Here is an 18,935-nt window from a genome sequence, read left to right on the forward strand (position 1 = left end):
GCGAGGAATGCGGGTGCCGTTGGGAGCATGGCGAGGTGTCCCAGACCGCGCCTCCCCCGCCGCCTTCTCCCCCGCCGTCCTCCTCTCCACCACCGCCCCCCGCGGTCTCGTCCGCGTCCTCCCCCGCGGATGCCGCTCCGGGTCCTGCTCCGGACCCGGCTCCGGGTCCTGCTTCGGACCCTGCTTCGGGTCCGGCTTCGGACCCTGCTTCGGGTCCGGCTTCGGCGCAGCCTGGCGGTGCGCCGCCCGTGGGGACACAACCCGGCGGAGCCCAGCCCGTCGGGGCTCAGTTCCGCGGCGCGCCGCCCGCACGATCGGCCGCTCCGCCGTGCGCGACGCCGTCCGCGCCCCGGCGGTTCCTGGTCGGGCTGCTGCTCCGGCTGGTCCTCCGCCTCCGGCTGCGGCTGCTCCTGGGCCGCGCGGCACTGGGCGCGGCGGTCGTCGGCGCGGCGGGCAGGGGCACGGGGGCGGACCGGGAGTCGGGCGAGGGCACGGACCGCGCGGGGTGGCGCTCCCGCGTCCGCCTGGAGTCGCTGCCGCCCTTGTCGACGCCGGTGGCCGGCCTCACCGCGGCCGGCACCGGCCTGGTCGTCCTCGCCGTGCCGGTCCTGTTCCTCTGGATGACCTCGCCCTATCCCGGCAGCGGCCCGGGCAACGCGCTGCACACGACGGCAGCGCTCTGGCTGTCGGCCCACGGCGTCGACCTGATCCGCACCGACACCCTCTCCGGCGTGCCCGCGCCGATGGGCGTCGGCCCCTTGCTGCTCACCGCCCTCCCGGTGTGGCTGCTGCACCGGGCGGGACGGTCCGTCGCCGAGGACGGCGACCGGACCGACGACGACGCTCCCCCGGCCCCGGGCGTCGCCTGGGCCGGGGTGACGGCGGGATACGTGGCGGTCGGCCTGCTCGCCGCGCTGTACGCCACGGGCGGCGGGTACCGACCCGGCTGGGGATGGACCACCCTCTGGCTGCCCGCGCTGGCCGCCGGGGTGTCCCTCTCCGGCATGTGGACCGGGTCCGACCACCTGCGGCGCGCGGTGGACCGGACCGGCGGACGTCTGCCCGACCTCCTCCTCGGCCGCGCCGACCGGGGCCGCCGGCTGGGCGCCGCGTTCCGGGCGGCCGGGGAGGGCGCGGCGGTGCTGGTCTGCGGCGGAGCGCTGTTGTCGGTGATCGCGCTCGTGCTGCACGCCGGCGACGCGGGGGCGGCCTTCGGCCGGCTCGCCGGAGGCTGGGTGAGCGGCGTGACCCTGCTGCTGCTCTGCCTGGCACTGCTGCCGAACGCGGCGGTGTGGGCGGCCGCGTACGCGACGGGCGCCGGCTTCCTGCTCGGGCCCGCCCTGGTCGCGCCCCTCGGGGCCGGAGGAACGGTGCCGCGCCTGCCGGTCTTCCCGTGGCTCGCCGCGGTACCGACCGGGACGGCCCCGCGGGAGGGCGCGGGCCCTGCCGGAGGGACCGGGGCGGACGTGGCGGCCGGCGCGGACGCCGCGAACGGGGTGGGTGCCGCCGTGAACGGGATCGGTGCCGTGAACGGGGTGGGTGACGTGGTGGCCTGGCTGCCTGCCGTGCTGCCGCTGCTGGCGGGGGTGGCGATCGGCGTGTGCGTCGCCCGGCGGGCCGCCGCGGCTCGGACGCCCTGGCCCTGGCTGCGCACCGCCGTCCTGGCAGCCCTCGGCTGCCTGCTGTGCGGCGCGGCGCTGGCGGTCCTCGCGGGCCTGGCCGGAGGTCCGCTGGGCCACGGGACGCTCGCCGCCTTCGGCCCCGTCTGGTGGCGGACCGGCCTGGCCACCACCGCCTGGACCCTTGTCCCCGCCCTCCTTTCGGCCCTCCTGACCCGTTGGGACCGCCTCCGCCGGTGACCGGCCCGCGACCCCGCCGGGGCGGTCACCGGCGCAGGCAGGAAACGGCGGCGGGCAGGAAACGGCCGCGGGCCCGCGCCCGGGGGTGTACCCCGGGCGCGGGCCCGTCGGAGAGGAGAGGCGGCGTCAGCCGGCGAGGATCTCGCGGGCCAGCTTCGCGGTCTCGGTCGGCGTCTTGCCGACCTTCACGCCCGCGGCCTCGAGGGCCTCCTTCTTCGCCTGCGCGGTGCCGGACGAGCCGGACACGATCGCACCGGCGTGACCCATGGTCTTGCCCTCCGGCGCCGTGAAGCCCGCGACGTAGCCGACGACCGGCTTGGTCACGTTCTCGGCGATGTACGCCGCGGCACGCTCCTCGGCGTCGCCACCGATCTCACCGATCATCACGATGAGGTCGGTGTCGGGGTCGTCCTGGAACGCGGCCAGGGCGTCGATGTGCGTGGTGCCGATGATCGGGTCGCCACCGATACCGACGGCGGTGGTGAAGCCGATGTCACGCAGCTCGTACATCATCTGGTACGTCAGCGTGCCGGACTTCGAGACCAGGCCGATGCGGCCCGGCTTGGTGATATCGCCCGGGATGATGCCGACGTTCGAGCCGCCCGGCGTGATGATGCCGGGGCAGTTCGGGCCGATGATCCGGGTCTTGTTGCCCTTCTTGCCGGCGTACGCCCAGAACGCGGCGCTGTCGTGCACGGCGATGCCCTCGGTGATCACCACGGCCAGCGGGATCTCGGCGTCGATCGCCTCGATGACCGCGTCCTTGGTGAACTTCTCCGGGACGAAGATGACGGTGACGTCGGCGCCGGTCTTGTCGATGGCGTCCTTGACGGAGCCGAAGACCGGTACCTCGGTGCCGTCGAAGTCGACGGTCTGACCCGCCTTGCGCGGGTTGACGCCGCCCACGACGTTGGTGCCGTCGCCGAGCATGAGCTTGGTGTGCTTCATGCCCGTGGCACCGGTCATGCCCTGGACGATGACCTTGCTGTCCTTGTTGAGCCAGATAGACATGGTGTGTGGATGTCCTCGTCCTCGGTGCTTACTTGGCGGCGGCGAGCTCGGCGGCCTTGGCGGCCGCACCGTCCATGGTGTCGACGCGCTGGACCAGCGGGTGGTTGGCGTCGCTGAGGATCTTGCGACCCAGCTCGGCGTTGTTGCCGTCGAGGCGGACGACAAGCGGCTTCTCGACCTTCTCGCCGCGCTCCTCGAGGAGCTGCAGGGCCTGGACGATGCCGTTGGCGACCTCGTCACAGGCGGTGATGCCACCGAAGACGTTGACGAACACGGAGCGGACGTCCGGGTCGCCGAGGATGATCTCCAGGCCGTTCGCCATCACCTGGGCGGACGCGCCGCCACCGATGTCGAGGAAGTTGGCCGGCTTCACGCCGCCGTGGGCCTCACCGGCGTACGCGACGACGTCCAGGGTCGACATGACCAGGCCGGCGCCGTTGCCGATGATGCCGACCTCGCCGTCGAGCTTGACGTAGTTGAGGCCCTTCTCCTTGGCAGCGGCCTCGAGCGGGTTCGCCGCGGCCTTGTCGTGGAGCTCCTCGAAGTCCGGGTGACGGAACTCGGCGTTGTCGTCCAGGGAGACCTTGCCGTCGAGGGCGAGGATGTCACCGGAGGCGACCTTGGCCAGCGGGTTCACCTCGACCAGGAGGGCGTCCTCCTTGATGAAGACGTCCCACAGCTTCACCAGGACGGCGGCGACCTTGTCGGCGACCTCGGCCGGGAACTTGGCGGCCTCGACGATCTCGCGGGCCTTCTCCGGGGTGACACCGTCGATCGCGTCGATCGGGGTCTTGGCGACGGCCTCGGGGCGGTTGGCCGCCACCTCCTCGATGTCCATGCCGCCTTCGACGGAGGCGATGGAGAGGAAGGTGCGGTTGGCTCGGTCGAGGAGGAAGGAGACGTAGTACTCCTCCGCGATCTCCGGCGCCAGCTCCGCCAGCATGACCTTGTGGACCGTGTGGCCCTTGATGTCCATGCCGAGAATGTCGTTGGCGCGGGCGACGGCCTCGTCGGGCGAGCCGGCCACCTTGACGCCGCCGGCCTTGCCGCGGCCACCGACCTTCACCTGCGCCTTGACGACAGACTTGCCGCCGAGCCGCTCGGTGATCTCGCGCGCCGCCTCAGGCGTGTCGATGACTTCACCGGCAAGCACCGGTACATCGTGCTTGGCGAAGAGGTCCCTCGCCTGGTACTCGAACAGGTCCACGCGCTTCCGTCCCTATCAGTGATCTCGCGGTTCGTTGGATGCGTGGGCGTGCCGCGAAGGGCAACGTGACGTCCGCTGTTGTCACAAGGGGGGCGCACACGGTGTCCGAGCGCGCGGCATGTCCGTCCGGCAGGGTATCCCCGCCACCCGCGAGGGCTCTAATTAGGGCATCACACATGAGCGGTGATAACGGTCACATGTTGTCGCAGGTGATCACCGGTTTTGGCCCCTTCGGCCCCCCTCGGCCGACCTCACCGCGTCAGTCCCGTTCGGGTGAGGAAGTCCCCCTCGCCGGGTGGACGGTGGACGGGGTGACCTGGGGACCGGTGAGGTAGGTGGCACCGGGGCCGGGGCGGACCCGGGGGTGAGCCGATGTGTGTCCTGGGGGCCGGGTGGGTGGCCTGGGGGGCCGAGTGGGCGGCGCTCCGGGGCCGGTGCGCGGGCTGGGACCCGAGTGAGGGGCGCCGTGGGGCCGGTTGCCCGGCCCGAGGGTGATCGAGTGCCTGGCCCGGGCAGGTGAGCGGGTGGCCGGCCCCGGTGGGCGAGCGGGTGCCGTCGGCGCGCCGAGGCCGTCAACCTCGGGGCCCGCCGCCGCAAGCCCGTCGACCGCGTGGCTCGAGGGCGCGCGGCGGTCCTCTGCCGCCTGCGGCTCGGGACACTCGACGTTCCCGCCGCCCGCGCCTGGACCAAGCACCGCAAGCCCGAGGCCACCCCAGCTCTCCCGCCTCCACGCCTGGGCGGCGGTCGGTCGCCCAGGAACCGAGGCCTCAGCTCTTCAGCATCCCGGCCGCCGAGGTGGGGCAGAACCGGCGCAGCGGCATCCACTCGACGGACCCCCGCCGATGGCGGAGCCGTGCCCCGGGAGCCGTATCCCCAGGCGGCCAGAGAACTGCGCCTTGCGCCCCTGCCCCACGCAGCGTCCGGCCGGACCCGTTCGACCTCCCGCAGGAGACCGGGGACACCCGCCGGTGGGAGGCGCGGCCCCCCCGGACACCGAGGCAACCCCCACCACCCCGCCCGGACGCCGGGGATGCACGCAACGCCCCCGCAACGCGGCGGGGCCCCCGCCGCGTGCCCCGCCGGAACCCCGCACCGGCCAACCCGGCAGTCAACTCACCGCCCGAAACCCCACCCGGAAGGGTGACCCCTCACGACGCAGCCCTGCACGGAACCGTCCTGCCCGCTGCCGGCACGCGGTGTCCCCCGACTCGGACCGCCCGAACACGGCTCACCCCAGCCCGGCACTGCCGCGGCACCGTCACCGACCCGCGGTTCGGGCACCCCGGCGGCCGGCCCGCTCAGGCCACGTCGGGTATCGGCAACGGCCGCTTCTCCAGCGCCGCCGCCATCACGTCGGGGAACAGGTCCGGCGTGCAGGCGAACGCCGGCGCCCCGAGCGCGGCCAGCGCCGCCGCGTGTTCGCGGTCGTAGGCGGGTGCCCCCTCGTCGGAGAGCGCCAGCAGCGTCACGAACTGCACCCCGGCCGCCTTCATCGCCGCCACCCGCTTGAGCATCTCGTCCCGGATGCCGCCCTCGTACAGGTCGCTGATCAGCACCACCACCGTCTCGGCGGGGCGCGTGATCTGCGACTGGCAGTAGGCGAGCGCCCGGTTGATGTCCGTGCCGCCGCCCAGCTGGGTGCCGAAGAGGACGTCCACCGGGTCGTCGAGCTGGTCGGTCAGGTCGACGACCGAGGTGTCGAAGACGACCAGCCGCGTGGCGATGGAGCGCATCGACGCCAGCACCGCCCCGAACACCGACGCGTACACCACCGACGCGGCCATCGAGCCGGACTGGTCGATGCAGAGCACGACCTCCTTCTTCACCGACTGCGACGCCCGCCCGTAGCCGATCAGCCGCTCCGGCACCACGGTGCCGTACTCGGGGAGGTAGTTCTTCAGGTTGGCCGCGATCGTGCGGTTCCAGTCGATGTCGTGGTGACGCGGCCGGCTGACCCTGGCGCTGCGGTCGAGCGCGCCGGTCAGCGTCGCCCGGGTCCGGTGGGCGAGCCGCTTCTCCAGGTCCTCGACCACCTTGCGCACCACCGCCCGCGCGGTCTCCTTGGTGGTCTCCGGCATCGCCCGGTTGAGCGAGAGCAGGGTCCCGACCAGATGGACGTCCGGCTGCACCGCCTCCAGCATCTCCGGCTCCAGCAACAGCGCGGACAGGCCCAGCCGGTCGATGGCGTCCTTCTGCATCACCTGGACGACGGAGGAGGGGAAGTACGTGCGGATGTCACCCAGCCACCGGGCCACGGAGGGCGCCGATCCGCCGAGGCCCGCCGACCGCTCACCGCCGCGCGGCCGGCCCCCGGGCCGCGCCTCCTTGCCGCTGCCGTACAGCGCGGCGAGGGCCGCGTCCATCGCGGCGTCCCGGCCACCGAGCGCGTGACCGGTTCCGTCGGCCCGGTCACCGCCGAGGACCAGCCGCCAGCGCCGCAGCCGCTCCACCGCCGCGTCCTCCGTCATGCCCTCCGCCACCCCGCCTTCCGGAGCCGCTGCGGGCGCGGCCGGGACGGAAGCCGTCGGGGTGGAAGCCGTCGGGGATGTGGTCATGCCGCTGCCTCCACGAGGTGGTCGGGGTGAGGGTCGGGCGCCGGGCCGGGATCCAGGCCCAGCAGGAGCCGGACGACCGGCAGGACGGCGTCGGCCCGGGCCGTGTCGAGCCCGTCGCCGAAGCCCGGGGCGGCCGGAACGGTGGCGGACCCCGGTGTGCCGCGACCGGCCGCCGGTCCGCGGCGGACCAGCTCGCCCAGGCTGCGGCGCACCCCCGGTTCGTAGGCGGAGAAGGTGCGGCGCAGCAGCGGCAGCACGTCGGTGAAGGCGTCCGCCGGCACCCCGGTGAGCCAGGCGTCGACCAGGGCGAGCAGCCGCTCGTCGTGCACCAGCAGGAGTCCGCCGGAGCCCCCGCCGACGAAGCCCTCGATCCAGGACGCCGCGTCGGCCGGCCCGGTGCCGGGCGACAGGACCAGGCCCATGCGCCGGGCGGCCTCGTCGGTGTCGAGCGCGCCCTCGTCGAGCAGCAGCCGCACCGAGCGGCCGCGCAGCACGCCGGGGGCGCTCTCCCGGCCGGCGAGCTTGCGCAGCACGCCGTGCCAGCGGGTGCGCAGCCCTTCCGGGTCGACTGCGGGAACGCCTCCGAGCAGCCCCACCGCCGCGTGCACCGCGTCCACGTGGCGGCGCATCTCCTCCGCCGCGTCCGTGTCGAGGGCGGAGCAGGCGGGCGGCAGTCCGACGAATATCCGCTCGGCGAGCCCGGCGGCGACCCCGGCGAGCGCCTCGGTGTCGGTGCCGCGCACGTCGCCGTAGCGCAGGGTGCGGACCAGCGCGGGCAGGGCGGCCGCAAGGTGGGCCACGTCGGTGTCCAGCGCGGCCCGGTCGGCGAGGGCCTTCATGACCGTGGGCAGCGCGTCCGGAAGGTCCGCGAGCAGGCAGTGCTCGGCGAGAGCCGTGACCTCGGCCAACGCGGTGGCGTCCACGGCCGCGGACTCCGCCTTGGCGGTGGCCGCGGACAGCACGGTGGTGCCCCACACTCCGGCCTCGGCCACCCGGACGGCGAGCTCCGGTTCCCAGCACAGCCGCCAGGTCTCCCGGAAGGTACCGGTCCCGCCGCGTGAGGCGACGGGTTCACCCCACCGCACCGACAGGAGACGGAGCCGGTGCAGCAGGCGGCTGCGGGCGGCGTCGTTCTCCTTGCGCAGGTCCAGCTCCAGCTCCCGCTCCAGCGCCTCGGGCTTGAGGCGCAGCGCGCGCTGCTGCCGCTCGAGATCACGGCGCAGGGGCACCGCGGGCGCGGTGGACGGCACCTCGCCGAGCGTGTCGCCGACGATCAGCCGGTCGCGGACCAGCTCCAGCGGCACGTCGGAGCCCTCGCACATCACCGCGCGGATCGCGTCGATCGTCTCGCCGAGGCCGGCCAGCGGGCGTCCGCGCATCACGGCGAGGGTCTCGGCGAGCCGGACCGCCTCGATGACATGGGCGGAGGAGACGCTCAGGTCCTCGTCGCGCAGCAGGCCGGCGACCTTGGTCATCCACCGCTCCACCGGGCGGTCGGGCGCGGAGAACAGGTGCCCGTACCAGCCCGGGGAGTCGATTCCGGCGCCGTAGCCGCTGAAGCGGGAGAGCCGGCGGTGCGTCCAGGGCACCCAGGTCATCTCCGTCCTCACCTTGGGCAGCCCCTTCAGCAGGGCCCGGTCGGCGGTGACGGTGGACCTCTGCCGCAGCGCGGGGACGTGCCAGGCGCCGCAGACCACGGCGACCTCGTCGCCGAACTCCTTGCGCGCGGCGCGCAGCTGCAGGCGCATGTAGGCCTCGCGGACCGGGTCTCGGTCGTGGCCGCCCGTCCCGTAAGTCTCGCGGAGGGCTCCCATCGCCTCCTCCACGGCGGCGAACGGCGCCAGCGGGTCCTCACCCGCGCCGCGGTGTTCGACCACGTCCTCCCACCAGCGCTCCGGGTCGTCGTACCCGGCGGCCTCCGCCAGCACGGCCAGCGGATCCACCCGCACGCCGTCGACGGGGTCCCCCTCCCCGTCCGGCCCGCCCCCGGGAAGAGGGCCGTCAGCACCGTCGGCGGCCTTCACCGGGTCGGTGTCCCGCTCCGGCGCCGGGGGAACGGGCGTCTCGTCCTCCCCTTGCAATGCCAGGACATGGGCTGCGGGCAGGTCGACGAACCGCACGGGCACGTCGTGTTCGACGGCCCAGCGCAGGGCCGCCCACTCGGGGGAGAACTCGGCCAGCGGCCAGAACGCTGAGCGCCCGGGCTCGTCCACCGCGTGGGCGAGGAGGGCCACCGGAGGCCGCATCTCCGTGTCGCCGGCCAGGGCGACGAGCGCGTCGGCCTCGGGCGGGCCCTCGATGAGCACCGCCCGGGGACGGGTCGCGTCCAGCGCGGCGAGCACCGCGCGGGCCGACCCCGGCCCGTGGTGCCGCACCCCCAGCAGCAGCGGCTGCGCGCCGGGTCCGCTCATGCCGACACCTCCCGGCAGGCGCGGTAGAAGTCCTTCCAGCCGTCCCGCTCGCGCACCACGGTCTCCAGGTACTCCTGCCAGATCACCCGGTCGGCGGCCGGATCGCGCACCACCGCGCCGAGGATGCCGGCCGCCACGTCGGCGGGCCGCAGCACGCCGTCGCCGAAGTGGGCCGCCAGCGCGAGGCCGTTGGTGACCACCGAGATCGCCTCCGCGGTGGACAGTGTGCCGCTGGGGGTCTTCAGCTTGGTGCGTCCGTCGGTGGTCAGGCCGTCGCGCAGCTCGCGGAAGACCGTGACGACGCGGCGGATCTCGTCGATGCCGTCCGGCGCCTGCGGCAGGTCGAGGGAACGGCCGAGCTGGTCGACCCGGCGGGAGACGATCTCCACCTCCGCCTCCGGGCTGTCCGGCAGCGGGAGCACGACGGTGTTGAAGCGGCGGCGCAGCGCGCTGGACAGGTCGTTGACCCCGCGGTCCCGGTCGTTGGCGGTGGCGATCAGGTTGAAGCCGCGCACCGCCTGTACCTCGTCGCCCAGCTCCGGTATCGGCAGCGTCTTCTCCGACAGGATGGTAATCAGGGTGTCCTGCACGTCCGCGGGGATGCGGGTGAGCTCCTCGACGCGGGCGATCATGCCGTCGCTCATGGCCCGCATCACCGGGCTGGGCACCAGCGCGTCGCGGCTGGGGCCGTGCGCCAGCAGCTGGGCGTAGTTCCAGCCGTAGCGGATGGCCTCCTCGGGCGTGCCGGCCGTGCCCTGGACGAGCAGGGTGGAGTCGCCGCTGACGGCGGCCGCCAGGTGCTCCGAGACCCAGGTCTTGGCCGTGCCGGGGACGCCGAGCAGCAGCAGGGCACGGTCGGTGGCGAGCGTGGTGACGGCCACCTCGACGATGCGGCGCGGACCGACGTACTTCGGCGAGATCACCGTGCCGTCGGTCAGCGTGCCGCCGAGCAGGTAGGTGGCGACCGCCCACGGCGAGAGCTTCCAGCGTGCCGGGCGGGGCCGGTCGTCGGCGGCGGCCAGCGCCTGGAGTTCCTGGGCGAAGGCGTCCTCCGCGTGCGGCCGCAGAGCCTGCTCGGTGTTTGCGCCCTTCGCGGGCGCGGGGTCGTCGGACCGCGTGGTGACGGACGTCGGTTCGATGGACACAGACATGGCTGAGGCCCCCTCCAGCTCGGCCGGTTCGGATCTGCTGACCACCTTGCACCACGACACTGACAATCGGTCATGACCTGCGGAACCAGCAAACGTTGGGCCATCCGTGGAGGCGTTGTCAGTGGCGGGTCGTACCGTCGGTGTCATGACTCAGCAGGGGGTGCGCTGGAGCGCGGAACAAGTGCTGGCCCTGGCGCCTGACGCGGCGTCACGCAAAGCCGGAAGCAAACTCGCCGCGTCCGGGCCGTGGTCCGGCGCGGGCAGTGACGACGAGGGGGCGGTGTGGGGACTGTGCAAGGGAAGCGGCAGCACGCCGTACCGGGCGATCGTGGACATGGGGGACCCGTCGGCCCCCGCCTTCAAGTGCAGTTGCCCGAGCCGTAAGTTCCCCTGCAAGCACGCGCTGGGGCTGCTGCTCCTGTGGTCGGGCGACCAGGCCGCCGTGCCCGGCGGACAGGAGCCGCCCGACTGGGTGCGGCAGTGGCTGGACGGCCGCCGGCAGCGGGCGGAGCGCAAGGAGACCGCAGCCGCGGGCGGCGCCGCGGTCGACGCGGAGGCGGCGCGCAAGCGTGCCGAGCGCCGTGCCGCCCGGATCGACGCGGGCGCGGGTGAGCTGGAGCGGCGCCTCGCCGACCTGCTGCGGTCCGGCCTGGCCGGCGCCGAGCAGGCCGGGTACGCGCTGTGGGAGGAGACGGCGGCCCGCATGGTCGACGCCCAGGCGCCGGGGCTGGCCGCGCGGGTGCGGGAGCTGGGGGCGATACCCGGCTCCGGCCCGGGGTGGCCGGTACGCCTCCTGGAGGAGTGCGCGCTGCTCCACACCCTCGTGCAGGGCTGGCTGCACCGCGAACGTCTGCCCGCGCGGCTCGCCGCCACGGTCGGCGCCCGGGTCGGCCTGCCCGCCTCCGCCGACGGCCCGGCGGTCCGGGACCGGTGGCTGGTGCTGGCCCAGTACGACACCGCGGACGCCCGGCTCACCACCCGCCGTATATGGGTGCACGGCGAGGAGACCGGCCGCACCGCCCTTCTCCTCTCCTACGGCGCGGCGGGCCGCGCGCCGGAACTGGCGCTGCCGACAGGGCTCGCCCTGGACGCGGAGCTGTCGACGTACCCGGGCGGGGGGCAGCCGCGGGTGGCGTTGGTCAAGCAGTTCGCCTCCCCCGCTCCGAGTTCGCTGCGGCCCGCGGGGCTCTCCGCCGCAGAGGCCGCCGCCCTCTACGGCGACGCGCTGCGCGACGACCCGTGGCTGGAGACGGTTCCGGTGACGCTGGAGGCGGTCGTCCCGGTGCCGCACGACGGGGGGTGGCAGCTGGCCGACCCCGCCGGCCGGGCGTTGCCGGTCACCACCTCGGCCACCTCGGGCACCGGCTTCTGGCGGTTGGTCTCCCTCTCCGGCGGCGCGCCGCTGCGCGTCTTCGGCGAGTACGGCCACCGTGGCTTCACCCCGCTCACCGCCTGGCCGGCGGCTCCCGGTGATCCGGTGACGGTGCGATGAACGGCCGCCCCGCCCGCCCTGTCGGCGCCGTCCGTCCCGCCGGCCAGGGCCGGCACCGCCATCACCGCCGGCACCGCCGCCCGGCCCACCACCACTGTCACCGTCACCTCGGCGAAGGGACGCGTATCCGATGACTGCCACCGCTTCCGAGTGGGAGGACCTGGTCACCACCGCCCTGCTCGGCACCGAGCGCCGTCCGCCGTCCGTGCCGTCGCACGGACGGGAGGCGCCGGTGGCCCTGCTGGACGAGGCGGCGCAGCAGACACTGCGCCGCCGGGCCGGGCTCCTCCCCGCGCAGGCCGCACCCCTCCCCCGCCCGGCGCCCGCCGATTCGCGGCCGCCGCTTCCGCCCGCCGCGGCGCGCCGGCTGTCCATGCTGCTGACCGCCCGGCCCGGCACCGGTGGCGGCGGCCGCCGCGGCACCACCCCCGACCTGGTCGAGCTGCTCCCGCAGTGGCTCTCGCTGGCCGACGAGCGCGGATACGCCGCACCGCCCGAGACGCTGCCCGCCCTGCTGGAGGCCGCGCGCGGCCGCACCGACCTCCGACCCGCGGTCATCTCCTTCGCCGGACCCCGCGCGCTCTGGCTGGCCGGGCTCAATCCCGAGTGGCGCTTCGCCCTGCGGGCTGCCACGGGGCGCCGCGAGTCCGCGGCCGTGGCCGATCCGGAGCGGGCGCGCCAGTTGTGGGAGGAGGGCCTGTTCGCCGAACGGGTCGCGCTGCTGACCGCACTGCGCGGCAAGGACCCGGCCGCCGCCCTCGCGCTGCTGGAGTCCACCTGGCCGACGGAGCGTGCCGAGGACCGGCTGATGTTCCTCGACTCACTGCGGTCGGGGCTGAGCGCGGAGGACGAACCGTTCCTGGAGCGCGCGTTGGCGGACCGCAGCCGGAACGTCCGGGCCACCGCCGCCGAGCTGCTGTCGGCGCTGCCCGGCTCCGCCCTCTCCCTGCGCATGGCCGCCCGGGCGGCGAGCTGCGTGGCCCTCGACCGCTCGGGTGAGGAGCCGTGCGTGGCGGTGGAGGCTCCGCACGCGTGCGACGCGGAGATGGAGCGGGACGGCGTGGTCGCCAAGGCCCCGAACGGCCGGGGCGAACGGTCCTGGTGGCTGGGCCAGCTGGTCGAGGCCGCGCCGCTGGCGACCTGGTCCGAGCGGCTGGGGGGACACACGCCCGAGGAGATCGTGGCGCTGGAGGTCGCCGACGGCTGGGAGGGCGAGCTGCACGCCGCCTGGTGCCGGGCAGCGGTCCGGCAGGGCGACGCGGCGTGGGCCCGGGCGCTCCTCGGGTCGCCGTCCGCACCGGAGGCCGCCGGTCCCGGCGCGGTGGGTCCGGCCCAGCGGGCCAAGCTGCTCACCACGCTGGGCGCCGGGGAGCGCGCCGACTGGGTCGCCGCCTTCATATCCGCCCACGGACTGTCGGAGGCGTTCCAGCTGCTCGGGGTCTGCGCGGTGCCGTGGTCGGCGCCGCTGGGACGGGCCGTCGTGGACGCCCTGGACATCGCCCGGGACGCCGGCAGCTACCCGTGGAGCTTCAGCGGGGTGATGGGGCTGGCCGAGCGCTGCCTGGACCCGGCCGAGGCGGCCCGCCTCGCTCCCCTCACAGCCACCCCGGACGAGGCGGAGAACACGGCTCCGGGGGCGGGCGGTTACTGGTCCGAGGCGTTCCAGCGCCTCGAGAGCACCCTCCGCCTCCGCGCCACCATGGCGGAGGAGCTGGGCGCCGCCTGATCCGCTCCCGCGCGGCGAACGCCACGGTCACGACGTGGCGGGAGGGTCACGCTCCCGGCGACCGGTTCGCCACCGCGGCCGAGCACGGGCCTCCGCGGGTCCGCGCGTATCCGGGTCCGGGCAGGGCCTGAGTCCGGGGCACGGCCCAGGGCAGGTCCGGCCCGCCCTGGCTTTCGGGGTGGGCCGGGTCAGGTCGGGGCCGGAAGGCCGGGTCAGGTCAGGGCCGGAAGACAGAGGGACGCGGCCGGTGGACACCCACCGGCCACTCCGGCGCCGTTCCCGGTACCGCCCGGGCGCACCCGCCCCCGCGCCCGGGAAGCCCTGGCGGCGGCGGCACCCGAAGCGACGCGACGTCAGGAAAACGCGCCGTCAGGGCAACGGACCGCCAGGGAACGACCCGCCAGGGGAACGAGACGTCAGACGTCCGCGCCCGCCCGCACGTTCGCCCGCACCCAGTCGACGACCGCCTGCGTCGGCGCGCCCGGCGTGAAGATCTCCGCCACACCCTTCTCCTTCAGCGGCGCGATGTCCGCCTCGGGGATGATCCCGCCGCCGAACACCAGGATGTCCGCCGCGTCCCGCTCCTTGAGCAGGTCGATCACCTTGGCGAACAGCGTGTTGTGCGCGCCGGAGAGGATGGAGAGGCCGATCGCGTCGGCGTCCTCCTGGATCGCCGTGTCCACGATCTGCTCGGGGGTCTGGTGGAGGCCGGTGTAGATGACCTCCATACCCGCGTCGCGCAGGGCCCGCGCGATGACCTTGGCCCCGCGATCGTGACCGTCCAGTCCCGGCTTGGCTACCACCACACGGATCGGACCGACTGCCACACCCATCAACGCCTCCATCAACCGACTCAAGCCCGCCGCACCGGCCGGGGAAGTGAACGCACGTTATCTACAGCATCCCCCAACCGTCCGTTCCCCGGTGAAGAGGGAGGGCGAAATCACACAGCGACACGCCGGGACGACAGGCCGCGTACCGGCGTTCGGGGGACACAGTGGGGACTCGTGGCCGTGACGGTGGCATAGGCGAACGGCCTCTGCACCCCGAAAGAGGGCCGTATTCCTCGAACATTTGCCGAACACGGTGCCCCGGACACGCCCGAGGGGCCCCGAAACAGGCACTCCTGTCCCTTTGGTGCCCACACGTTGGCCGCCGAAGATTGTCCAGTCCGCATACCGCCGGGTACAGTCGCCGCACTGCTCTGGCAGCCCCTGTCGTCGAGGCGAAAGAGAAGTTGGTGGACGAGCGTCACCCGTCGGGGAGCATGACGACCCCGGCCCCGGCCTCCGACTCGGCGTCGGCGCCCTACCCGGCGTACGGCACGTCCGAGGCCTTCTACGCGGACTTCACCCAGTACGACGGTCAGGTCTCCCGGGACTACGGCACCGGTTCCTACGACACCCGTACCCCTCAGGGCGCCGGTTACGACACCGGTTCCTACGCGACCGCGAACGCCCCCTATGACGCGGGTTCGTACCCGAGCGGTTCCTACGACGCGAGCGGCTGGACCGACCCGTCGATGACCGCCCAGTACGCGGGCGACGGTTACGCCTCCACCTCCACGTACGACAGCGGCCAGTGGGACAACGGCTCCCAGTACGACGCGTATGCCGCCCAGTACTACGCGGAGCAGCACTACGCCGGTCAGGAGACCGGGTCCTTCGACGCCACCGCGTGGGCCAGCGGCGAGCAGTACTCCGCCGAGATCCCCCAGCAGGCCTCCGCCGGCCCCGAGGGCCCCGGCGGGTGGGACTGGAACGGCCAGGACCAGGACACCGGCGCCCACGACGACACCGCCTGGAACTCCGCGGACGGCACGGACGGCGACGACCAGCACTCCCACGGCGAGGACGCCCACGCCGCGCGGGAATCCGCGGACGGCCGTGCGGACGACGCGAACGACACGGACGACGACGAGTACGAAGGGCCGCGAGGCCACGACGACGAGCCCGACGACCGGCCGCGGCTCCTGGACGACCAGGAGGAGGCGCTCGCTCACTCCTCCCGCTCCGGCGCCCGCGGTTCCTCCGGCCGCAACGGCCGTCGCCGCACCCCCGCCCGCCGTTCCGCCCTGCTGACCGTGGCGGTGCCCTCCGTCTGCGTGATGGGCGTGGCCGGCGTCGCCGCCGCCTCGGTGGGCGGCACGGTCGAGGAGACCACCACCCAGGCGGCCTCGGACGCCCAGCCGGTGAAGCCCTCAGCCGCCAACGACGAGATCTCCGCGCAGTTCAGCGAGGTGACGGTCGCCGCCGCCGACTTCGGCGACCGCGCCAGCCGCGAGCAGGAGCGCATCGACCTCGAGGCCCAGCGCGAGGCCGAGATGAAGAAGGCGGCGGAGGCGGCGGCCAAGAAGGAGCGGCTGCGCCCGAAGTTCATCAGCCCGGTCGCCCAGCGCGGTCTCAGCGCCTACTACGGCTCGGCGGGCGTGAACTGGATGTCGACCCACACCGGCATCGACTTCCCCGTCTCCTACGGCACGCCGGTGATGGCGGCGACCGACGGCGTCGTCCGCACCCAGTACAACAGCGCGTACGGCAACATGATGATCGTGACGGCCAAGGACGGCACGGAGACCTGGTACTGCCACCTCTCCACGTACAAGCTGTCCGACGGCATGGTCGTGAAGGCCGGCGACACGATCGCCTACTCGGGCAACTCCGGCAACTCCACCGGCCCCCACCTGCACTTCGAGGTCCGCCCGGGCGGCGGCGGGGCGATCGACCCCCTTGCCTGGCTGCGCAGCCACGGCATCGACCCGACCTGACGGCCCCGGCCGCCGGCCGTCGTGCCGAATCCCTCCCGCACGAGCCGCACGAGTCGCGCGCCCACGCGACGGCAGGGCGAGCTCCCGCCGACAGGAGGCGGCAGGGCGGGCTCCCGCCGGCAGGACCCCCCGCCGAGACACCCGCCGCAAGTTACCCGCCGCGTAACGCCCGGGCGTGACGCCGGCGTCGTGCGACACCCGCCGCGACCCCCGCCGCACGACGCCCGCCGAACGACCTACAGCTTCTCCACCGGCGCGTACCGCAGCAGCAGCCGCTTCGCGCTCCCGTCGCCGAAGTCGATCGTGGCCTCCGCCCGGTCTCCCTCGCCCGCGACCCCGACCACCGTGCCGAGGCCGAACTGGTCGTGGGTGACCCGGTCGCCGACGGACAGCGCGACCACCGGCTTGTCCCCCGCCCGGCGCGTGGCGAAGCCGGATCCGCCCGCCGCCGAGGACCGCGACCGCGAGGACGACAGCGAAGCCGCCACGCCCGCCGCGGGACCGGACGCGAAGCCGCCGCCTCCCGCCGAACCGCCCTTGCGCCGCCAGTCGAGGTGGGTCTCCGGGATCTCCTCCAGGAACCGCGACGGCGGGTTGTACGACGGCTGCCCCCAGGCACTGCGCAGCGCCGCCCGGGTCAGGTACAGCCGCTCACGGGCCCGGGTGATGCCGACGTAGGCCAGCCGGCGCTCCTCCTCGAGCTCCTTGACCTGGCCCAGCGCCCGCATGTGGGGGAAGACGCCGTCCTCCATGCCGGTCAGGAAGACCACCGGGAACTCCAGGCCCTTGGCGGTGTGCAGCGTCATCAGCGTGATGACGCCGTTGCCGTCCTCCTCGTCCGGGATCTGGTCGGAGTCGGCGACCAGCGCGACCCGCTCCAGGAAGTCCGCGAGCGAGGCGGTCTCGCCTTCCTCGGCGCCCTCCGCCTGCGCGTTCTCCTGCTCGAACTCCAGGGCCACCGCGGCGAGCTCCTGGAGGTTCTCGATCCGCGTCTCGTCCTGCGGGTCGGTGGACGCCTGGAGCTCGGCGAGGTAGCCGGTCCGCTCCAGCACGGCCTCCAGCACCGTGGCCGGACCGGCGCCGGACTCCACGACGGTGCGCAGCTCCTCCATCAGCGTGTTGAAGCGCCTGACCGCGTTGGTCGACCGGGCCGCCATGCCGTACGCCTCGTCGACGCGCAGCAGCGCCTGCGGGAAGCTGATCCGCTCCCGCCGCGCCAGCGCCTCGATCATCGCCTCGGCACGGTCGCCGATGCCGCGCTTGGGCACGTTGAGGATGCGGCGCAGCGGCACCGCGTCCTCCGGGTTGGCGAGCACCCGCAGGTACGAGAGGACGTCCCGGACCTCCTTGCGCTCGTAGAAGCGCACTCCGCCGACGACCTTGTACGGCAGGCCGACGCGGATGAAGATCTCCTCGAACACACGGGACTGCGCGTTGGTCCGGTAGAAGACCGCGACGTCGCCGGGCTTCGCGTCGCCCGCGTCGGTGAGGCGGTCTATCTCCTCGGCGACGAACTGCGCCTCGTCGTGCTCGTTGTCGGCGACGAAGCCGGTGATCCGGGCGCCCGAGCCGGCGTTGGTCCACAGGTTCTTGGGACGGCGGGACTCGTTGCGCTCGATGACCGCGTTGGCGGCGCTGAGGATGGTCTGCGTGGAGCGGTAGTTCTGCTCCAGCAGGATCGTCGTGGCGTCCGGGTAGTCCTCCTCGAAGTCGAGGATGTTCCGGATGGTCGCGCCCCGGAACGCGTAGATCGACTGGTCCGCGTCACCCACCACGCACAGCTCGGCCGGGGGCACGTCCTCCGGGCCGGGAGGCACGTCCTCGTCGACCGTCTCCGAGGCGCCACCGACCAGCTCGCGCACCAGCGCGTACTGGGCGTGGTTGGTGTCCTGGTACTCGTCGACGAGGACGTGCCGGAAGCGGCGGCGGTAGTGCTCGGCCACGTCCGGGAACGCGCGGAACAGGTTGACCGTCGTCATGATCAGGTCGTCGAAGTCCAGCGCGTTCGCCTCGCGGAGGCGGGACTGGTACATCGCGTAGGCCTGGGCGAGGGTCTTCTCGAATCCGTCGGCGGCCTGGGCGGCGAAGTCCTCCTCGTCGATCAGCTCGTTCTTCAGGTTCGAGATCTTGGCGCTGAACGACTTCGGCGGGAACCGCTTCGGGTCCAGGTCCAGGTCACGGCAGACCAGGGCCATCAGCCGCTTGCTGTCGGCGGCGTCGTAGATCGAGAACGACGAGGTGAAGCCGAGGCGCTTGCTCTCCCGGCGCAGGATGCGCACGCAGGCGCTGTGGAACGTCATGACCCACATCGCGGAGGCGCGCGGGCCCACCAGCTGCTCGACGCGCTCCTTCATCTCGCCGGCGGCCTTGTTGGTGAAGGTGATCGCCAGGATCTGCCCGGGGTGCACGCCGCGCTCGGCCAGCAGGTAGGCGATGCGGTGGGTGAGCACGCGGGTCTTGCCCGAGCCGGCTCCGGCCACGATGAGCAGCGGGGAGCCGGCGTGCGTCACGGCGTCCCGCTGGTTCTCGTTCAGCCCCTCCACCAGGGCCGCGCCGCTGAGCACCGGGCGGTGGGCGCCGTCGCGGTAGTGCGCGTCCCTCGCCGGGGGCACGTCGAAGCGGCCTGCGAACAGGTCGTCCGGGATCGGCTCCGGAGCGTGCTCGTCGTGCTCGTCGTCCGGCGGCGGGGGCACCTCGTCGTGGGCCGGAGGTGCCTGGAGGCTCGCCAGGTAGCTTTCGTCAAAGAGGCTGCTCAT

11 protein-coding genes are annotated in these 18,935 nt (G+C 74.0%); 4 read left to right on the forward strand and 7 right to left on the reverse strand.

The annotated features are described in order from the left end of the window. Nucleotides 1-248: 248 nt before the first annotated feature. On the forward strand, nt 249-1,859 hold the full coding sequence (locus ABT026_RS00260) for a cell division protein PerM (protein WP_351110533.1): 1,611 nt from the start codon (nt 249-251) through the stop codon (nt 1,857-1,859). 126 nt (nt 1,860-1,985) lie between these two features. Here the strand turns inward: ABT026_RS00260 and sucD are convergent, their stop codons facing one another. The 5 genes from sucD to ABT026_RS00285 form a co-directional block, all read right to left on the reverse strand. Beyond that, nucleotides 1,986-2,870: a succinate--CoA ligase subunit alpha gene (gene sucD / locus ABT026_RS00265; protein ID WP_351110535.1), complete on the reverse strand. Its 885-nt coding sequence runs from the start codon at nt 2,868-2,870 to the stop codon at nt 1,986-1,988. 28 nt (nt 2,871-2,898) lie between these two features. Then, nucleotides 2,899-4,077 (reverse strand): ADP-forming succinate--CoA ligase subunit beta, encoded by a 1,179-nt coding sequence (sucC, locus tag ABT026_RS00270; protein ID WP_351110537.1) that lies wholly within the window; start codon nt 4,075-4,077, stop codon nt 2,899-2,901. Nucleotides 4,078-5,375: 1,298 nt separating this feature from the next. Beyond that, nucleotides 5,376-6,545 (reverse strand): VWA domain-containing protein, encoded by a 1,170-nt coding sequence (locus tag ABT026_RS00275; protein WP_351110997.1) that lies wholly within the window; start codon nt 6,543-6,545, stop codon nt 5,376-5,378. Between the two features lie 83 nt (nt 6,546-6,628). Next, entirely contained in the window at nt 6,629-9,043 is a 2,415-nt protein-coding gene (locus ABT026_RS00280) for a DUF5682 family protein (protein WP_351110539.1), read from the reverse strand. Then, nucleotides 9,040-10,194, reverse strand: a complete 1,155-nt coding sequence (locus ABT026_RS00285) for an ATP-binding protein (protein ID WP_351110541.1) — start codon at nt 10,192-10,194, stop codon at nt 9,040-9,042. The genes ABT026_RS00280 and ABT026_RS00285 overlap by 4 nt, the downstream gene beginning before the upstream one ends. A gap of 145 nt (nt 10,195-10,339) precedes the next feature. Between ABT026_RS00285 and ABT026_RS00290 the strand changes: the two genes are divergently transcribed. Then, entirely contained in the window at nt 10,340-11,686 is a 1,347-nt protein-coding gene (locus tag ABT026_RS00290) for an SWIM zinc finger family protein (RefSeq protein ID WP_351110543.1), read from the forward strand. Between the two features lie 130 nt (nt 11,687-11,816). Then, on the forward strand, nt 11,817-13,412 hold the full coding sequence (locus ABT026_RS00295) for a DUF5691 domain-containing protein (protein WP_351110545.1): 1,596 nt from the start codon (nt 11,817-11,819) through the stop codon (nt 13,410-13,412). A 416-nt stretch (nt 13,413-13,828) separates the two neighbouring features. Here ABT026_RS00295 and icmB read toward each other — a convergent pair whose 3' ends face one another. Continuing rightward, nucleotides 13,829-14,245 (reverse strand): coenzyme B12-dependent isobutyryl CoA mutase small subunit, encoded by a 417-nt coding sequence (gene icmB / locus ABT026_RS00300; RefSeq protein WP_351110547.1) that lies wholly within the window; start codon nt 14,243-14,245, stop codon nt 13,829-13,831. A gap of 407 nt (nt 14,246-14,652) precedes the next feature. On the opposite strand from icmB, the gene ABT026_RS00305 reads away from it, so the two are divergent. Then, complete coding sequence (locus tag ABT026_RS00305) at nt 14,653-16,179, forward strand: M23 family metallopeptidase (protein ID WP_351110549.1); 1,527 nt, start codon at nt 14,653-14,655, stop codon at nt 16,177-16,179. Nucleotides 16,180-16,415: 236 nt separating this feature from the next. On the opposite strand, the gene pcrA is transcribed toward ABT026_RS00305, so the two are convergent. Then, the gene (gene pcrA / locus ABT026_RS00310; protein WP_351110551.1) at nt 16,416-18,935 is read right to left on the reverse strand and encodes a DNA helicase PcrA; all 2,520 of its coding nucleotides are present in this window, start codon (nt 18,933-18,935) and stop codon (nt 16,416-16,418) included.

Source organism: Streptomyces sp. NPDC002734 (assembly GCF_040295685.1).
In the GTDB taxonomy this organism is placed as follows: domain Bacteria; phylum Actinomycetota; class Actinomycetes; order Streptomycetales; family Streptomycetaceae; genus Streptomyces.

Bases quoted from the DNA above. Each gene is read 5' to 3' on its own strand.
- sucD (WP_351110535.1), bottom strand. From the start codon at position 2,870: ATGTCTATCTGGCTCAACAAGGACAGCAAGGTCATCGTCCAGGGCATG.
- ABT026_RS00275 (WP_351110997.1), bottom strand. From the start codon at position 6,545: ATGACGGAGGACGCGGCGGTGGAGCGGCTGCGGCGCTGGCGGCTGGTC.
- ABT026_RS00280 (WP_351110539.1), bottom strand. From the start codon at position 9,043: ATGAGCGGACCCGGCGCGCAGCCGCTGCTGCTGGGGGTGCGGCACCAC.
- ABT026_RS00285 (WP_351110541.1), bottom strand. From the start codon at position 10,194: ATGTCTGTGTCCATCGAACCGACGTCCGTCACCACGCGGTCCGACGAC.
- ABT026_RS00290 (WP_351110543.1), top strand. From the start codon at position 10,340: ATGACTCAGCAGGGGGTGCGCTGGAGCGCGGAACAAGTGCTGGCCCTG.
- ABT026_RS00295 (WP_351110545.1), top strand. From the start codon at position 11,817: ATGACTGCCACCGCTTCCGAGTGGGAGGACCTGGTCACCACCGCCCTG.
- icmB (WP_351110547.1), bottom strand. From the start codon at position 14,245: ATGGGTGTGGCAGTCGGTCCGATCCGTGTGGTGGTAGCCAAGCCGGGA.
- pcrA (WP_351110551.1), bottom strand. From the start codon at position 18,935: ATGAGCAGCCTCTTTGACGAAAGCTACCTGGCGAGCCTCCAGGCACCT.